This window comes from Pristimantibacillus sp. Z349TD_6, assembly GCF_056173205.1.
Genome location: NZ_CM149662.1, coordinates 2,956,769 through 2,972,836 on the forward strand (window position 1 = coordinate 2,956,769; position 16,068 = coordinate 2,972,836).

The 16,068-nt window shown below is 40.4% G+C and carries 13 protein-coding genes; 12 read left to right on the plus strand and 1 reads right to left on the minus strand.

What is annotated here, in order from left to right; all coding sequences use genetic code 11:
* Positions 1-308 precede the first annotated feature (308 nt).
* The 7 genes from AC0VYE_RS12470 to AC0VYE_RS12500 all read left to right on the plus strand — a co-directional run bounded on the left by AC0VYE_RS12470 (position 309) and on the right by AC0VYE_RS12500 (position 7,075).
* Entirely contained in the window at positions 309-773 is a 465-nt protein-coding gene (locus tag AC0VYE_RS12470) for a hypothetical protein (protein ID WP_475448300.1), read from the plus strand.
* Positions 774-839: 66 nt separating this feature from the next.
* A complete protein-coding gene (locus AC0VYE_RS12475; protein WP_475448302.1) occupies positions 840-1,205 on the plus strand; it encodes a hypothetical protein in 366 nt (121 codons plus the stop codon).
* A gap of 143 nt (positions 1,206-1,348) precedes the next feature.
* A complete protein-coding gene (locus AC0VYE_RS12480; RefSeq protein ID WP_475448304.1) occupies positions 1,349-2,023 on the plus strand; it encodes a hypothetical protein in 675 nt (224 codons plus the stop codon).
* A gap of 242 nt (positions 2,024-2,265) precedes the next feature.
* On the plus strand, positions 2,266-2,823 hold the full coding sequence (locus AC0VYE_RS12485; protein WP_475448305.1) for a DUF4362 domain-containing protein: 558 nt from the start codon (positions 2,266-2,268) through the stop codon (positions 2,821-2,823).
* A gap of 333 nt (positions 2,824-3,156) precedes the next feature.
* Positions 3,157-4,041, plus strand: a complete 885-nt coding sequence (locus AC0VYE_RS12490; protein ID WP_475448306.1) for a putative RNA methyltransferase — start codon at positions 3,157-3,159, stop codon at positions 4,039-4,041.
* Positions 4,042-4,223: 182 nt separating this feature from the next.
* Positions 4,224-5,510 (plus strand): IS110 family RNA-guided transposase, encoded by a 1,287-nt coding sequence (locus AC0VYE_RS12495; RefSeq protein ID WP_475448308.1) that lies wholly within the window; start codon positions 4,224-4,226, stop codon positions 5,508-5,510.
* Positions 5,511-6,025: 515 nt separating this feature from the next.
* Positions 6,026-7,075 carry a hypothetical protein gene (locus AC0VYE_RS12500; protein ID WP_475448310.1) on the plus strand — a complete coding sequence of 350 codons (1,050 nt, stop codon included), beginning with the start codon at positions 6,026-6,028 and terminating at the stop codon, positions 7,073-7,075.
* A 295-nt stretch (positions 7,076-7,370) separates the two neighbouring features.
* Here AC0VYE_RS12500 and AC0VYE_RS12505 read toward each other — a convergent pair whose 3' ends face one another.
* Entirely contained in the window at positions 7,371-9,107 is a 1,737-nt protein-coding gene (locus tag AC0VYE_RS12505) for an Imm51 family immunity protein (protein WP_475448311.1), read from the minus strand.
* 352 nt (positions 9,108-9,459) lie between these two features.
* Here AC0VYE_RS12505 and AC0VYE_RS12510 point away from each other — a divergent pair, with 352 nt between their 5' ends.
* From AC0VYE_RS12510 to AC0VYE_RS12530, 5 genes are all read left to right on the plus strand, one after another.
* Complete coding sequence (locus tag AC0VYE_RS12510; RefSeq protein WP_475449549.1) at positions 9,460-9,888, plus strand: NUDIX hydrolase; 429 nt, start codon at positions 9,460-9,462, stop codon at positions 9,886-9,888.
* Positions 9,889-10,923: 1,035 nt separating this feature from the next.
* Positions 10,924-11,778 carry a copper amine oxidase N-terminal domain-containing protein gene (locus tag AC0VYE_RS12515; RefSeq protein WP_475448313.1) on the plus strand — a complete coding sequence of 285 codons (855 nt, stop codon included), beginning with the start codon at positions 10,924-10,926 and terminating at the stop codon, positions 11,776-11,778.
* 143 nt (positions 11,779-11,921) lie between these two features.
* On the plus strand, positions 11,922-12,518 hold the full coding sequence (locus AC0VYE_RS12520; protein WP_475448314.1) for a hypothetical protein: 597 nt from the start codon (positions 11,922-11,924) through the stop codon (positions 12,516-12,518).
* A 210-nt stretch (positions 12,519-12,728) separates the two neighbouring features.
* Positions 12,729-13,172, plus strand: a complete 444-nt coding sequence (locus tag AC0VYE_RS12525; RefSeq protein ID WP_076270629.1) for a cell wall hydrolase — start codon at positions 12,729-12,731, stop codon at positions 13,170-13,172.
* Positions 13,173-13,652: 480 nt separating this feature from the next.
* The gene (locus AC0VYE_RS12530; RefSeq protein ID WP_475448316.1) at positions 13,653-15,914 is read left to right on the plus strand and encodes a helix-turn-helix domain-containing protein; all 2,262 of its coding nucleotides are present in this window, start codon (positions 13,653-13,655) and stop codon (positions 15,912-15,914) included.
* Positions 15,915-16,068: the final 154 nt, after the last annotated feature.

Here is a 16,068-nt window from a genome sequence, read left to right on the forward strand (position 1 = left end):
TTTATGAATTTAATTCTGGGATGCAGTTGTTACTAAAGTAACGGGTAACGATAGATGAACAATCAAGGAGCAGTTTGCTGGGGCAAATGCTTCATTTCTTTGTAAAGCTAACGGGTAGGATAGTTCAACTATTTACCATCCGTCGACTTATTAGAGAGATTTTATGTGATATATGTAAATTATGAGGGAGGGAAATGGATGCGAACAGGGTTAATCGTTCTTCTTATCCTTTCGCTTAGAATAAATGGATTTTTATTTCTTAATGGGAAGTTGAAGCAAAAAGAACTTTTGTTGATAGGGAGAAAGAATTGAGGGTATTCAAAGCGTTTATCGATGAAATAGCAGACAATGGCGATGTTTACCCTTACTTTAATGAAGAACAATCTGATTTATATTGGATACTTGAACAACCCTATATATTTGTAATGCCAAAAGTGACTCATGACATAAGGAACGCAGATTTGGAATTGTATAAAACCTATTCAGATTTTCTTATCGAATTTGATTCAGTATGTAAAAGAATCGTAAAAAGTCTTAAAACTAAATTGTCTCTTATGGATAAAGAACAGCTAGTAACGCTTTCTAATCGCTTAGATACGATTTACAACTCGTTTACGTATAGTCTTGAGGGGTGGTCAGTCCATTCCAGTATCAACAAGTTCGATGTTCAATTCGAACCACAAAGAGAACTACTTGACGAAGTACTAAAAGAGCTAGAGATGGTATTTGAAGAACTCGAGAGTCTTAATTATTCAACTAACGAGGAACGATAGTTCAATGACAATAGGCATAATTGGTTAAATCATCATCGCATCTTATTCAATGATTGGGGTATTTAAATGTATAAAAGCATTCATTGGCATGCGTTTTTCAAAGTGAATACAGAGGAAAAGGCATGGAGAATACTCTCAAGATTTGAAGAGGTTTGTGAGACGTGCGCTATCCTTTTATTCTGTGGACGTTATTGGAAGGATTCGTCTTTATATGATGTTGGTTTTAGCACATCCTTAAATAAGGACGATATTTCTCATGCCGTTTTCTCAACCTTAATAAGTGCTCACAAATTGGCTTATGAATGGCAAGTTACTGGTCCTTCCAATTCGAAATCGGGAATTTGGGAATTTAGTGGACTAACCACTAAAACAAAAGTTGCAGGTATCAATTGGATTCAGTTTAGGATAGAAACCGAACCATTAATCAACTAACGAGCATTTGTGTTAGCGTTTCATTGAACGGACAAGATTATTTAGTTCGCGTCACGAATACCATAAATATGGTAATTTCGTGAAGTTCGTAAATAAGACGATATAGGAAATTCACTTAAAAACTTTTGTTATGGAGGTGTCTCATGGAGGATGAATTAATTCTCATAGAGGCTGAAATAAAGCAAATTAAGAATAATCAATCGAAAATCATATTCTATTTCATGCTTTCGATTGCAATAATTGGATCAATGATAATATTGTTTCTGAATATCTATCGCTTTACTTTAGCTGATATCCTCACTTCCTTTATTGCGCCGTTTATTGAGATACTGGGTTATATTATTTTCTTGGTTTGTTCACTGATTGTTTTTGTGTATTTTGTCGTAAGTAAATCCTTCAATAGGGCAAGAAGAGGAATACCTTTTTTGTTGAATCTATTTTTTTTTATTTTGGTGTTAATTGTTCCTTTTACCTCAATAGCTTTAGATTTAGATTATCGCATCAATAAGGAAGAAAGAGAAGCTGTAGTTCGAATGGTATTGGATGGCACACTGAAACCGAATGTATCTGATAATGAAATATTGATTCGTTTGCCAGAGGAATATAAGAAACTTTCCAAAGGCGGTGGTGAGATCGTGGTTCAAGGATACGGACAGAGTGCTCAAATTCTTTTTTTTGCCTATCGTGGAATATTAGGTAATATGGCTGGATTTATTTATACCGCTAATGATAGCGCCCCTGATGAAATGCTTTTTGGCGGAGACTTTATGGAAGTGAAAAAACTGAATAAGAATTGGTATTCGGTTAGAGCTACGTAAAAGTGGATTTCATATATATTCACGCATTGATCGTTTTCACCTATCCTCAGTCAGTAGAGGCATTTCGAGTTAACGGATTCAGGAGGACACTTGCGAGAGTATTTCGTCGGATGGCAATAATCATTACGATAAAGGAACGCGATAGCTCAATAAAACACGACGGCAGCTGCAGAAACAAAAGCGTATGTACGACTGAAACAATCGTACTCGATATAACGTTCTTAAATGTGAGGTGATAATTCATGATCAAATGGGTGTTAACATTAGCGGCAGCATTAGTGCTGCTATCGGGCTGCAGTGAGAAGTCGGGCAGACCTAGTGACAATATGACTAATCCTACTACTGCTCCTGCACCGGGGGAGACGGTTACGCCGTTAGCGAAGCCGGAAGCGTTTCCCGCTGTGTCTAATCCTTATGATGCCGACCAAGCAGCGGCGAACGGCGATATCGTGAACGTTCACGGGAAAATGTACAATCTCGACAAGTGGAAGCTGTTTCTTGCGAATCTAGATGTTGGCGTGCCGGATCAAGTGCGTATTACGCAGTATACGATTGAAGGTGACCCGATCTTCTATGAGCTAGTCTATGACGGGGCTGAGGTGATTACGTATACGTACGACAACTCGCGTGACGGGTTCGGCAGCGATGCAGGTCGTCCGAGCACTTTGTGCCGAGGCATTGAGCTCGAGGAGGACAAGGAGTTAGGCTCCCATTACAAGCTAACCGGATGCGATTCTGAAACCAGTAATACGTTCTGGTTTACGAACGTAGAGTCGGAAGCTGAGCAGGACAGCCAATAAGAACAAGATACTCTAGAGTAGCTCGTTCGTTTAATTCTATGTGAACAATAGATTAATCAAGACAAAGAGGCAGCTGATCACAACGATCGGTTGCCTTTTCTAAGTTAACAGGCAGTTTAGTACTATGGTTTCTCATACAAGCGAGTTATGCTACTATAAGAGTGTTTTAAAATATTAAAATGTGGGAGATTCAAACCATGATCATCAAGTTCATTCGTTTAAGATAGTGAAAGGTGCAGCTCACATAACCCGGCTTTTTTATACAAAATGGCTAGGGTTTATTTGACTGTACCTTTTTTCATTCACCTAAAACGAATGGAAGGGTGCTTTTTTGTGTTCGAAAAAAGTAAAAAGTTGATGAGCGCTGAGAAAATTGAAAGCTCTCAGGAGATATTTATATGCCCATTATGTAAAAAACAGATGCAAATGATCCATTTGCAAAGTTTAGTTTGTTGCAATCAGCACTGTTTTGATATAGCCAAGCAAGGATATATAAACCTATTGTCTGGAACCAGTAATACTAAGTATGATAAAAAAATCTTCGAATATAGAAGGGTAATAAGCAAAAGTGGTTTATTTAATCCCTTACATGCAGCGGTAAGTGAGATTATAATGAGTCAACTCCCGAGCGATGAACCTTTAAGCATTCTGGATGCAGGTTGTGGAGAAGGTTCTCACTTAAATAACATACAAATAGAAATAAATAAGAAAAAACTCAACCCTCTTTTGGCTGTAGGAATTGATATTTCAAAAGAGGGAATTAGTTTTGCTGCAGCAGAATATTCAAATGTTATTTGGTGTGTCGCGGACATTGCAAACTGTCCGTTTGCAAATCAGAAATTTAAATTTATTTTAAACATACTTTCACCGGCAAATTACTCAGAATTCCAGAGATTGATTGGTGATAATGGTTTGGTGATTAAAATCGTCCCTGAACAGGATTATCTAAAAGAATTAAGAGAAATCTTTTACGAGGGGTCAGATAAACGGGTTTATTCAAATAGACTTACAATTAACCACTTCAACGAACAGTTCAAGTTATATGATGTTAAAAGCATTCGATATCAAGTAAATCTGAGTGAATCTTTAATCGAACCATTGCTCGGTATGACGCCATTATCCTGGGGGACCTCCAAGGAACGCATAGAAAAAGTGTTACAGATGAATCTGAAAAAAGTCACTATGGACTTTAAAATGTTGATTGGTAAGAAATATTAGTTGAATAACCAATAGATGAGCAGGCACTGCGGTGGCCTGCTCATTTTATTAAGCTAACGGGCAGCATTCCTATTATGAAGAAATATGAGGTTTGAGAAATAAAAAGACTCCTTGGTATGATGTTAATGGGTCCTAGAGCTGGCCAGCGACCGGATCCAAAAACAAACCAAGGAGACTACAAGATGCATTTTACTCAAAATGAACGAATTAATCAAATCACTTCTTCTACTTTAATTGTGGGTGTCGACATCGCAAAATTCAAACATGTGGCCCGGGCACAAGACTACCGTGGAGTCGAGCTCGGTAAATCGATCACGTTTGAAAACAATCGAGAAGGTTTTGAATTATTCGTTAGTTGGTTTCGGAAGATTTCGATAGAACAAGGGTTCCAGGACGTCATCGTCGGTATGGAGCCAACCGGTCACTACTGGTTAAACCTTGCTCATTATCTTAGACAGAAGCAAGTTAACTATGGTGTTGTAAATCCACTGCACGTGAAGAAAAGTAAAGAACTCGATGACAATTCTCCAACGAAGAATGACATCAAGGACGCGAAAGTCATTGCACAGCTGGTCAAAGACGGGAGATACGCCGTAACAAGCCTTCCTCAGGGCGTTTATGCTGAACTAAGGGAAGCGATGAAAATTCGCGAACACCTGACAACTGACCTTTGTGTTGTACAAGCACGTGTCCATAACTGGCTGGATCGGTATTTTCCGGAGTTTTTAACGGTATTTAAGGATTGGGAATGCAAGTCCGCCATCCAAATGCTAAGCCTTTATCTACTGCCGCATGAGCTTGTTTATGTGCCAGAGGAGACGTTGTTGCAGCATCTGAGAGAAGCTGCGAAGCGTGGGCTTGGTCTAGGCCGAATCAAGAATCTGAAGGCAGCAGCCAGTCGTTCTGTCGGCATCCAGACAGGTTCCGACTTGGCTAAAATGGAGCTAAAGTTACTGCTGAACCAGTACGCATGGCTTCATAGCAAGTTGGAAGAACTGGAAACAAAACTAGATGAATTGCTCATGCAAATCCCACATGCACAGCAAGTGCTTTCCATGAAAGGGATTGGCAGGGACACCATTGCAGGTTTTCTTGCAGAGGTAGGTGACATTAACCAGTACCGTCATCCCAAGCAGATCTCGAAGCTCGCTGGATTGAATTTGAAAACAAATTCATCAGGCACACATACAGGACAGACCAGGATAACCAAGAGAGGTCGGAAACGTCTTCGTGCCTTACTCTTTAGAGTGATGATGCCGCTGGTCGCTAAAAATGCAGCCTTCCGAGCGTTGCACGAGTACTATACCAAACGGTCGATAAATCCGTTGAAGAAGATGCAGTCTCTCATCGCGTTGTGTAACAAACTCATTCGCATCCTATTTGGCATATTGAAAAAGGGACATGAGTTCCGGGAAGAAAAGATGATGCAGGATATCCCTCGATGTGCAGAAATAACACAAGCAGCTTAACTGAACGTTTTCCAATGAACATGACTTAAGTAAAAGGCTAGATAACAAGAAGCACGGATGAGTCGGAACGGCACAATCCATACGGACGAAGATCCTGCCGGGCAGCATATCTGACCTCCACCTCATGGACAGGTTGAATGAAGGAATGTTAGAGCGTAGACTCTGCGAGATGTGGGAGGGTTGACCGCCATGAGCCCATGTGGAGATCCACAGGTGCAACCACACTTTACTAAGGTATCCATTTTTTACATGTGAGTGGTCTAGGTGGAGACTTTTTTTGCACTTCAAAAGCCCCATAAATTTCTTTCTCTACAACTTCGTTCCACTAAAGTGATATCTGCAATGAGCATACTAGGTCAATATTCTAAGAAAACGTGAGTATTTAAGAGAAAAGTGGTTCTCCATAGAGGGAGGTTAGTTTAATGAAATTCTCGAATATGTTATATATGGAACGTTCTCGAAGTTCGTAAATATGACGTTAGCTGAATTCAAAAAATTATAGTAGGGTGAACCCAATGACAAAAACATTTCAATTTGAAACAAAAACAATACAGGGAAATGAAGAACTTATTATTGACATACAACCAATAAATAATGAATGTAACAAATTTCTGATTCTTACTACAACCAGAAAAATTATCGAATTGAATACAAATGAGAATGTGTTTAAAGAGCTATTTATTTTTGATAATGAAGAAATCATATTTGAAGAGAAAGTGTCTCTACTTGTCTCGCCAAAAGCTGAGTTAATTGCTGTATATAATACTTTTGGCAGACAGGGAATTGTAATAGATATTACTTCGACGAAGACCATAATGCGATTTAATCGTGATGATTATTATAATGAACAAACCATTTTTTCGGTTGCATTTGTCAATTATAATGCTCAACTTTTATTAATTCATGGTACAAAGTGGAATCGACTGGATATTACAAATCCAATCGATAATCTAGTGCTAACTGATAGAAATGATCCGGAATTTGAACTAACGGAAAGCAAATCAATTAATTCAGAACATTATTTAGATTATTTTCATGGCCAACTCGTAGTTTCACCTGATAATAAATGGATTGTTGATAATGGATGGGTGTGGCACCCTGCAGGGTGTGTGACAGGTTGGAGCATTCTTGAATGGATAGAAAATCGATGGGAATCGGAAGATGGAATGAGCAAAAAAAATCTCTGGAGTGGAAAAGAGGATTGGAACGATCCATTATGTTGGGTAAGCGATAACGAGATTGGATTAGTAGGTAGAAACAATTATGATTTCATTGATGAGGATGAGCCACATGGGTGGATTTTCAGAGCGATTAATCTGGAGACAGGAAATGTAGTTAAGGAGTTTCCTATATCGTCAGGAAATATTTTTATGGATACATATTTGTTCTCTTGTTTAAAGGAAACAGGAATGAAAATATATGATATAAATAGTGGAATTGTACTGTTCGCAGACGAGAAAATAAATCCATATAACTATCATCATAAATCTAAAGAGTTTATTGGTTTTGATAACGAAAAAATAATGATTTATAAGTTAATCGAAGAAGAATGTAACTGCAGCTAATTGCTAAAATCTATATAGCTAAATGAAAGATGTTTCGGAATTTCTAGCAAACGAGGAATTGTTGAAGTAGCGGGACACTATAACTCAATAACCATCATGACGAGGCTGCTGCATAGAACGACAGCCTCGTTGAGCTAACTGGCAGTATAGTAAAATATATTGTTTTTTTTTACAGAAGAAACTGTAGCTATGGATTATTATATTTTATTATTAGAAGATCTGATGGAGCTTTATGAACAAAAATACATACGACGTATGATTCGTGTTGTCTACAGTTTAAGTTCGGATGATTAGCTCAGTCCAACTCTGCGCGAGTGAATAGATCGTAAATAAGCACCTCATCCTCACAGGCGAATTTGAACGCCCATGCGAACTGTTCTAATGCGGGTCCATTATTCGAGTAGGCACAGAACATATCTGCTTCCGGGTCAAAATGGATCGTTTCCGCGAGTTCCGGCATCCGCTCATTCAAGAACACCGCCGCCAGTGAAGCCCAATCGTAACCGTTGCCTTCGAACCCCTCGTCCGCCCGGGTGTCGAATAGTTCGGCCAAATAGCTACCGACCGTCAGAATGACAGATTTGCCGCCATTATTTTGTTTCACGATGGTAAAGGGGGTCACATCCTTCGTGCCTCCTGCAGTTGACAATGACTGTGCAGCTTCTGCTTCCGCGGAAAGCTTTGCTATAACCGCACTGCGTGCCTCGTCCGTGAAGCGGAGAACCCTGTTCTCCTCAACGATAAGACCTTCCCCGATCCGCCCATCCAGCCAATCGCTGATGAAGCCAGGAGCGTACCCGCCTTGGCCGAATTCACCGCCGAAAGCGATCATTTGCTCATAGGTATCCAGATACTGCTGACGGCTGGTAGTCGGGTAAGCGTTGGTGTATAGCCAGAACTGCACATCGTACATGAGATGAGACCTCTCGTCCGCATGAAATGAGAAATGGTTCTTCTCCTGTACGATCCGGGTACAGACACTGCGTATTTTGGACTCCAGTCCTTCAACCTCAGAGGCCTGACCGCAGAGTTCTGTGAGCAGTGGAGAGAATTTTCCTTCAGCCACTTTGCGCAGATCGTTCTCTTTATCTTCTTCAGTAGTGTCGTAATCCTCATCATTCACCAGACCGCGGATGAACGACTCGAAGTTCGGTGCCAGGAATGTTATTTCGTAATCATCTTCCTGATCGACATGAATGACTTCAGGTTCGCCGTCCTTCCCACAGCGACGGTAATCCAGCATCACAACATCGTGCCCTGCCGAAGGGCAGTCACAAATTACCACGCCGATATCCGGATATCCCCATTCTTCAATCATGAACGGACTGCCGAGATCACCGCAGATAGAGTAGCTTTTGTCGCGTCCGATCCCCATAATTCCTGTTATAGCAATATGATCCTCAGCCCAAGAGGTAGCTTCATCTGTCGGAAAGGATGTATTATGGGGAATGCCACCGTTCTGATGCTTCATCAGAGCGATGTAGGCTGCCGGTAGCTTATAGCCGAGTTCTTCTTCTACAGAAGCAATCAGCTCATCTGTAGGCGGATCAGAGACATATTGTTCTCTAGCATAGTTACTGTCTTGCCAGAAGCTGTCGAGATCCATACCTTCAAAAGGGATTGCTCCCTGGTCTTTCTTTTGTTTGCTGAGTGTGCGCAGGGATTCAGCCTTTTGTTGTTTTTGCCATTTGCTTTGGCTCCAGTCTAGAAATCTGGCTGAATGCCGATCGTCAGGATCTAGCTCTAACGCGGTGCTTAGCACACCTACTGCTTCCTCATACCGCTTCATATAATAGTAGGAATAGCCTACGCGAAAATACCACAACGGATCATTTTTTCCCTGCTCAGCAATGATAGCAAACTGTTCCAGTGCTTTTTTATACAAACTCAGATTGTTATAAGCCCGGCCTATGCTGCTGATCATATCGTAATCTCTGTCCGCTGGAGGAATCTTCATCAGAGTGTCTACGATTTGCTGGTGTTCGTCATCCTCGTGCCACTGCAATATCTGTGCGCCTAGTTCTTGTTCCATCGTTGCCGCCTGCCTCCTAAGTAAAATATGATTTTCTCTATTTTACCAGAGAGAAAGCTATGAATGGAAATGTTTAGCGTCAATACGCAGTCTGCGTCGGTCTGCCCCATCGTTTAACAGAGCCACCAAGGCATAGCTTATATAAGTTTCTAATTCCTTTTGAACAGACTGCCCCTATTATAAATAGTTAACTCGTTCAAGATTAAACGAACTGAAGAACGAGAGTGGAACGATTAAAGCGAGAAGGCAGCCGACGAAAACTGATCGCTGTCTTCTCATCTAAAAGGCAGTATACAGTAATAGGAAATTAGTGGTAATCTAGTTTTGTTAATTTAAAAAAGGGGAGGACGATATAGTGGCTCCAAAACATATAATTTCTGCGGCAACAATTGTAGTTAATGAGCGTAACGAAATATTATTGATAAAAGGACCTAAACGAGGTTGGGAAATGCCAGGAGGGCAGGTTGAAGAAGGTGAATCATTGAAAGATGCAGCGATAAGGGAAACAAAGGAAGAGAGCGGTATAGATATAGAAGTGACAAAGTTTTGTGGCATTTTTCAAAATGTAAGTAGTAGTATTTGTAACACTTTATTTTTAGGCAGACCAGTCGGAGGAGAATTAACAACTACCGCTGAGTCTTTGGAAGTAGGTTATTTTCCGGTCGAAACAGCATTAGAGATGGTGAATTGGGGAAATTTCAAGCAAAGAATTGAGCTTTGCTTGAATGAAGAACTTCATCCTTTTTATGTTGAATTCTCCATTCCGCTTAAGGATTGTTAGAGTGACATAAGTTTATTTCTTCGGACAGCGACAGCTAACGGAGAACGATAGTTTAACAGCGCAAGGAGCAGTTACTACGGTAGCTGCTCCTTGGTTTTATTAAGCTAACGGATAATTAGCGGGAAAATGATCAAATCAAAAACATGAAATTAGAAGACTACAGGCATCTTTTCAAAACTACTTCTGGTACGCGGAAGCTATGTGATTGCGGTCGAGCCGAATCAGGCATTGCGAGTAGCCGCCGAGCAAATGTTAGAAAGCAATTCGAACTTTCAGAGTCTATCAGGTTCTGCAGAATCTACTGGATTACCTGATCAGTCGGTTTAGATTATAGTCTGCTCACAAGCGTTTCACTGGTTTGATCGGCTAGCAGCGCAAACCGAGTTCCGTAGAATTCTACAGCCGGGCGGTAGAATAATACTAATTTGGAATTCCCGTCTTACAAGCGGTACTACATTTCGTGAAGGGTATGATCAACTGCTCCATACATACGGAACCGACTACGTAAAAGTTAATCATAAAAACATTTCTCAGTCGATGCTTCTCTCTTTTTTCAAGGAAGGTACGATGCATGAGGTGCGATTCAGAATGAGCCAGGAGTTTGATTTCGAGAGCTTGAGAGGCCGGTTGCTATCATCTTCCTACAGCCATGTACCCGTCATCCCAATTACAAACCGATGATGACGGAACTGCGAAATCTATTTGATAGGAATAATCAGAATGGTTTTGTTCTGTTCGATTATGAAACTGAAATATTTTGGGGAGAAGTATAGATCAAACTTCGATTTTAGAAAATCATTGTGCTAATGGGGAGCGCAAGCGGTTACTCAAATAAAGGGCAGTACAGCTTAATATTGAACTTTATAAAAAAGGAACCTTTTATTATCGATGTGCGTCTATATTTACGAGAACAATGATCTCCAGTACAGGGAGTTAATTCCTGTTTTAACGGTCTTTTTGGAAAGGAGTGCTCGAATAAAAAATGTTGGGATTAAATAGCTACCACATTTTCTTTTGATAAAAGGAGCTTTTAAAATGAAAAAGGTATTATCAGGATTCGTCATGGCATTGATTCTAATTATTACAACGTCGACTACATATGCAGCAGATACAGACTTCAAAATAAAAGTTGACGGTTTTGTTATTGCATCCGTAGTGAAACCCGAAATTAAGAACAATCGTATAATGGTGCCGTTACGTGTTATCAGTGAAAATTTGGGAGCTAAGGTCAATTGGTCGAATTCTGAAATTACACTTACTAAAAGCAAAATAAATGTAACATTAAGACTAAATAGCAGTACAGCAGTCATAAACGGTAAAACGGTACTGCTTGATGTAAAACCATATATAAAAAATAATCACACAATCGTTCCACTTCGCTTTATTTCAGAAGCATTTGGCTGCACAGTCAATTACAAAAACTCCATCGTAACCGTTGATACCGAGCCATTAATCATAGATGGTATAAAAGTGAAAGCATTGCAGCAGGAATACCACATGACTATGGGTGGCGTAGAGCAACAAATCAAAGTGAATGCTTATTTCGAAGCAATTTATAATATTTTTGTAGAAAACAAAGGCAGCAAGGTCGAAGCTCCAGTTGATTACTCGTGGCAGATTCAGCTTGTCCAAGCTGGAGCATATTATAAAAATGCGCAATATGATTTTTTAGATCAAAAAGGGAAAAGCATCAAACGTTTTGATATTTACTCATTAATGGAATCTTATCCACCTGGACCTTTGACAAACTCCCCAAAGGTTTTGTTGTATGACGATACGGAAAAACAATGGTATTTGTTTAGCTATACGGCAAGTCAATCTATTAATCAATTAATTGATACCGCGTCAACGAACGGTTTTCTAACGATTATCAGTAACACAGTCGCATAGAAAGATAAAACTCTATTCTTGTTTTGCTATCGGAGAATGATAGTTGAATAATACTTATTGTTGAGCAGGTGAGTGTTATCCTAGTATCTGTTACCAGCCATCTCTACTTCTAATTTGAATTCAATAACTAAAGGAGTCTAAGAATGACTAAAGCTCAACTGCTACTGGCTGTTCAACTGCTGGTTTTTGTTCTTGCCGGTTGTTCTGATAACCAGGAAGATATCGCCCCAAAGAATAACCAAACTAATCTATCTGTTTCGCGAAACCAGAATATCGACAACACCATTGATTCTGGGGAACATTCGAAATCAAGCCAACCAAATTCAATGATCGAAAACGGCATCTCCAATTTGGAATTGACCCTGCCGAAGGGATGGAACCTGAATACGGAAAATCAATTTGGCGCATCCCTCGCCGACGAGAATGGAATCAATCTCGGAAGTGTTGTCACGTACCCGTTTACTGAAGATTTCAGCTTTAACATGTATAAGCCGAACCATAGCGAAATTACACATGAAGAAGAAATTGATACTTCCATCGGAAGCGGCAAGCTGTATACGCTCGACACGGATAACGGCACGGCCGCCTCAGGCCTAACCGGCACGCATGACGTCTATTTCGCAGTCATACCTATTCAAGACAAAATAATATTTGTATTGGAATTCACGAAGCATGATAAAGAGGCATCGACCAAAAAACAATTCATCAGTTTACTGGACGGATTGCGGTTAAAAAAGTGAATGTTAGCCAATCTGGACCTTTTGGAAATGAACGTAATCCTTTTAATAATCAGTGGACTGTAGATCTTAACAAGCAACTAAAATTTCATTAAACTAACAGGCAGAAGAGTGTGATGGAACGGTTATTTATTATCGCTCTTTCTTATGCCAGAGTAACACATTCGCTTCACCTACAATATGATGAGTCTAGAAATCTAAAGAGGTGAGTCAATGGCAGTCGTAAAAGCAAGGCAACAGGATATTAACATGTTGGCAAGGTTGCTTCGAGCTGAAGCGGAGACCGAAGGCGAAATGGGAATGCTCCTTGTTGGAAATGTTGGCATTAACCGAATCAGAGGGAATTGCTCCGATTTCAAAGATATCCGGACAATTCCCCAAATGATCAACCAGGAGCATGCGTTCGAAGCGTTGCAACATAGTTTGTACTATCAAAATGCAAGAGACAGGGAACGCCGTCTGGCGCAGCGGGCAGTGAATGGGGAGCGGAATTGGCCAGCCAAATTCTCCCTATGGTATTTCCGTCCAGGATCGTTCGAAAATCCCGGTCCATGTCCGCCAACCTGGTATAATCAGCCGCTCGCAGGACGTTGGAAGAAGCACTGCTTTTATGAACCGACCGGGGAAGAATGTGAAAATATCTATAATACGTTTTAATTTTATAAATGCAAAGAGCTCATTAGTATCTCATAACCTGACTTGTCACAGCCATGTGTCGGTTGACAACAACTTTATCTCATTAAGTGCCGCGTAAATCGCGGCTTTTTTGTGTTTCGTGGAATAAAGTTGTTGTCGGGTTAGCGATTAAACTAACAGGTAACTATAGCCTGCAATTAACAAAGACAAAGCTCATTAATTTCAGTACGATTATACATGTAACACATATGAATATACATGGATGAGTACCATTATTTTCTCTACAATTAGACAATAGGTCATATAGAATGACTCAATTATAAAAAGCAGCAGTGGGTTAGAACCGCTTTGCGAGTTTTGGTGATAGACGGTATTTTCACATTCATATATAGTGAGAGTTATGATTCGAAGAATGTAAGCGTATGCGATCACCCAATGAGGAAACATGCTTTCTTATTAGGTTATTTTCAGCTCAGAAGGAACTGCCAAGGGGAGATAAAATTGCTTAGAAAGTCTTTTTTCACAAAACTACTTATCGCTTATCTTATTATTGTATTCGCTTACACGATGATTGCGGTCTGCCTGTCTTTCTTTAAGGACAGCCAAAAAGTGCGATCGGAATTGAGTCAAAACCAGCAAAATTTTCTCATGCAATCTCGCGACAATATTGACACCAAACTCGGCGTTTCTTTCAACTTAATCGCACAATTGAGATTAGATGAGCATGTTGTTAAATTCGCTGAAAAAGATCGTAATTACTATGAGATCACACAAACTTCTTATGCACTGCAAAATCATATAGACGCATTCTCTGAATTCGGCTATAGCATCGATTTAATGAAGACTAACGACGATTTGGTCATTACGCCGCAAATTTCGTCGGATAGAAGACGCTATATGGAAGATATGGGAATGACGAATGAGGATCTTGCACAATTAGGAACAGACAGCACGAGCCCAACCATAACGCTATCGAGCAGCCAAAATATAATTACGAAGAGCGATGAAAACGCATCGATAATAATCGTTAATCCGGAACGGGTAGGAATAGGAAATTCATTGTTTTTTGTTGTCTCATTCTTTGAACAATTGCTGCTACCGTCATTGTCACCTGATATGCAAGAAGCTTTTGCTATTATTGAGAATGGTCGATACGTTACGCTCAAATCAAGCTTTGATGATAAACGGGAGAAGCAATTGCTTGCCTATCCACTGGCACAACTTGATGAACAGGCAACCGGGGATTATACGACGCTATCCAATAATGAATTCGATTTCCATTTGATTCGCTCGAAAACGATGCCACAATGGTCGTATATGTATGTTACACAGAACTACTCGTTGGTAGATTCCTTTTCACCGAATTTGAAAGGGGCTGTGCTTTTATTAGCCATTCTAATTTTTGTGGGACTGGCATTCGCCTATATGGTTTCCAAGCGTATGTACCGGCCTGTCGGTCATCTCGTCGGATTGTTCAAAAGCTACGGGGAACCTACGGGAGCAGACGAATTCGCCTTTCTGAATGAGACAGTGACGAGTATAAGTAAGGCTAATGAACAGATGAAATCCGCATTGCATGAGCACAGGCTTTCAATGAGAGACAAGTTTCTGCGGGACTTGCTCTATGGACTCGTTCCTCCTGACAAGGTGGATGACCTGCTAAATACACATCAACTCCAAAGCCTAACTACCACCTTGAGCGTTTGCGTAGTTTCATTCTCGAACGATAAAGAATTGGAGGAGCAATATTCGAAAGACGCAATTCTTACGATAAAATCAAAGACTTCCTTGATCATTCATGAACAATTGAAAGCTCATTTCCCTTGTGAGCTGCTTGATCACGATTTCACTAAATTTGTCTTCATAATCCAGGAATCAGATACGGAATCCATTCAGAAGAAGCTCATGAAAGCGATGGCTCAAATCGAGGACGCACATGCGTACGGATTGACTGCAGCTGTCGGCAGGCCTGTAGCCTCTGCTGGCGAAATTGACCGCTCCTTTATCCAGGCACTTGATACCCTAAAGAGGAAATCGGCAGTTGATAAGACTTCCGTCATTACTTATAAACAGCTCAGTCAAGTTCAGATGGTCAGCTATTATTATCCTATCGATACGGAACGAGAGCTGATCAGCTATGTGATTCGCGGCAAGCGGGAAAATGCATTACATACACTAAACCTCCTCTTATCGGAAAATTTGGAGCAAAGACAGTTAACGCCGCCGCAGCTCGACCAGTTCTGTTTGCTTGTATTAGCTACACTGAGTCGAATTATCCAGCAACTGAACATGTCCTTCGAAGAATTTGTTCAAGCCCACAAGGAATCTTTGGACATCGTTCAGCACGGCGAATCGAAGGAGCGAATGGTTTCGGCCATCACGACCCTGTTTAGCGCCATGATTGATACGATTGATCAGCAGAATGAGATGATGGATAACAGCACAGTCCAACGTATGATCGAATATATTCATGAAAACTACAACAGGGATTTATCGCTTAGCATGATAGCGGAGGAGTTTAACTTCTCTCCCGGTTACGTCAGCATCGCGTTCAAAAATCATTCCGGCGAAAATTTTAAAGATTATTTGAATTTTTATCGCGTGCAGCAAGCCAAAGAAATGATGCGCCAGCAGAAAGATATTAAGATTGGCGATTTGGCACTGATGGTCGGTTGCAACAATGCAAACACGTTTATTCGAATGTTCCGCAAGTATGAAGGATTAGCTCCCGGCCAATACGCAAAGAAGCTTAACGAGAAGTAATAAGGCTTCATACAATGAGAATCGTTGATTCATAAAAAGCCGCCTAGCCTAAGTGCCAGGCGGCTTTTGTATGTTCGACTGACACTTTTCTAAATGAAGGGAAATTGTTGATACATGAAATAATGCACATTATGGACTACGACATAAAGAGTTG

What these genes read in the sequence shown, in the direction of transcription:
- AC0VYE_RS12475 (WP_475448302.1), top strand. Translation starts at nt 840, where the DNA reads ATGTATAAAAGCATTCATTGGCATGCGTTTTTCAAAGTGAATACAGAG.
- AC0VYE_RS12480 (WP_475448304.1), top strand. Translation starts at nt 1,349, where the DNA reads ATGGAGGATGAATTAATTCTCATAGAGGCTGAAATAAAGCAAATTAAG.
- AC0VYE_RS12485 (WP_475448305.1), top strand. Translation starts at nt 2,266, where the DNA reads ATGATCAAATGGGTGTTAACATTAGCGGCAGCATTAGTGCTGCTATCG.
- AC0VYE_RS12495 (WP_475448308.1), top strand. Translation starts at nt 4,224, where the DNA reads ATGCATTTTACTCAAAATGAACGAATTAATCAAATCACTTCTTCTACT.
- AC0VYE_RS12500 (WP_475448310.1), top strand. Translation starts at nt 6,026, where the DNA reads ATGACAAAAACATTTCAATTTGAAACAAAAACAATACAGGGAAATGAA.
- AC0VYE_RS12505 (WP_475448311.1), bottom strand. Translation starts at nt 9,107, where the DNA reads ATGGAACAAGAACTAGGCGCACAGATATTGCAGTGGCACGAGGATGAC.
- AC0VYE_RS12515 (WP_475448313.1), top strand. Translation starts at nt 10,924, where the DNA reads ATGAAAAAGGTATTATCAGGATTCGTCATGGCATTGATTCTAATTATT.
- AC0VYE_RS12520 (WP_475448314.1), top strand. Translation starts at nt 11,922, where the DNA reads ATGACTAAAGCTCAACTGCTACTGGCTGTTCAACTGCTGGTTTTTGTT.
- AC0VYE_RS12525 (WP_076270629.1), top strand. Translation starts at nt 12,729, where the DNA reads ATGGCAGTCGTAAAAGCAAGGCAACAGGATATTAACATGTTGGCAAGG.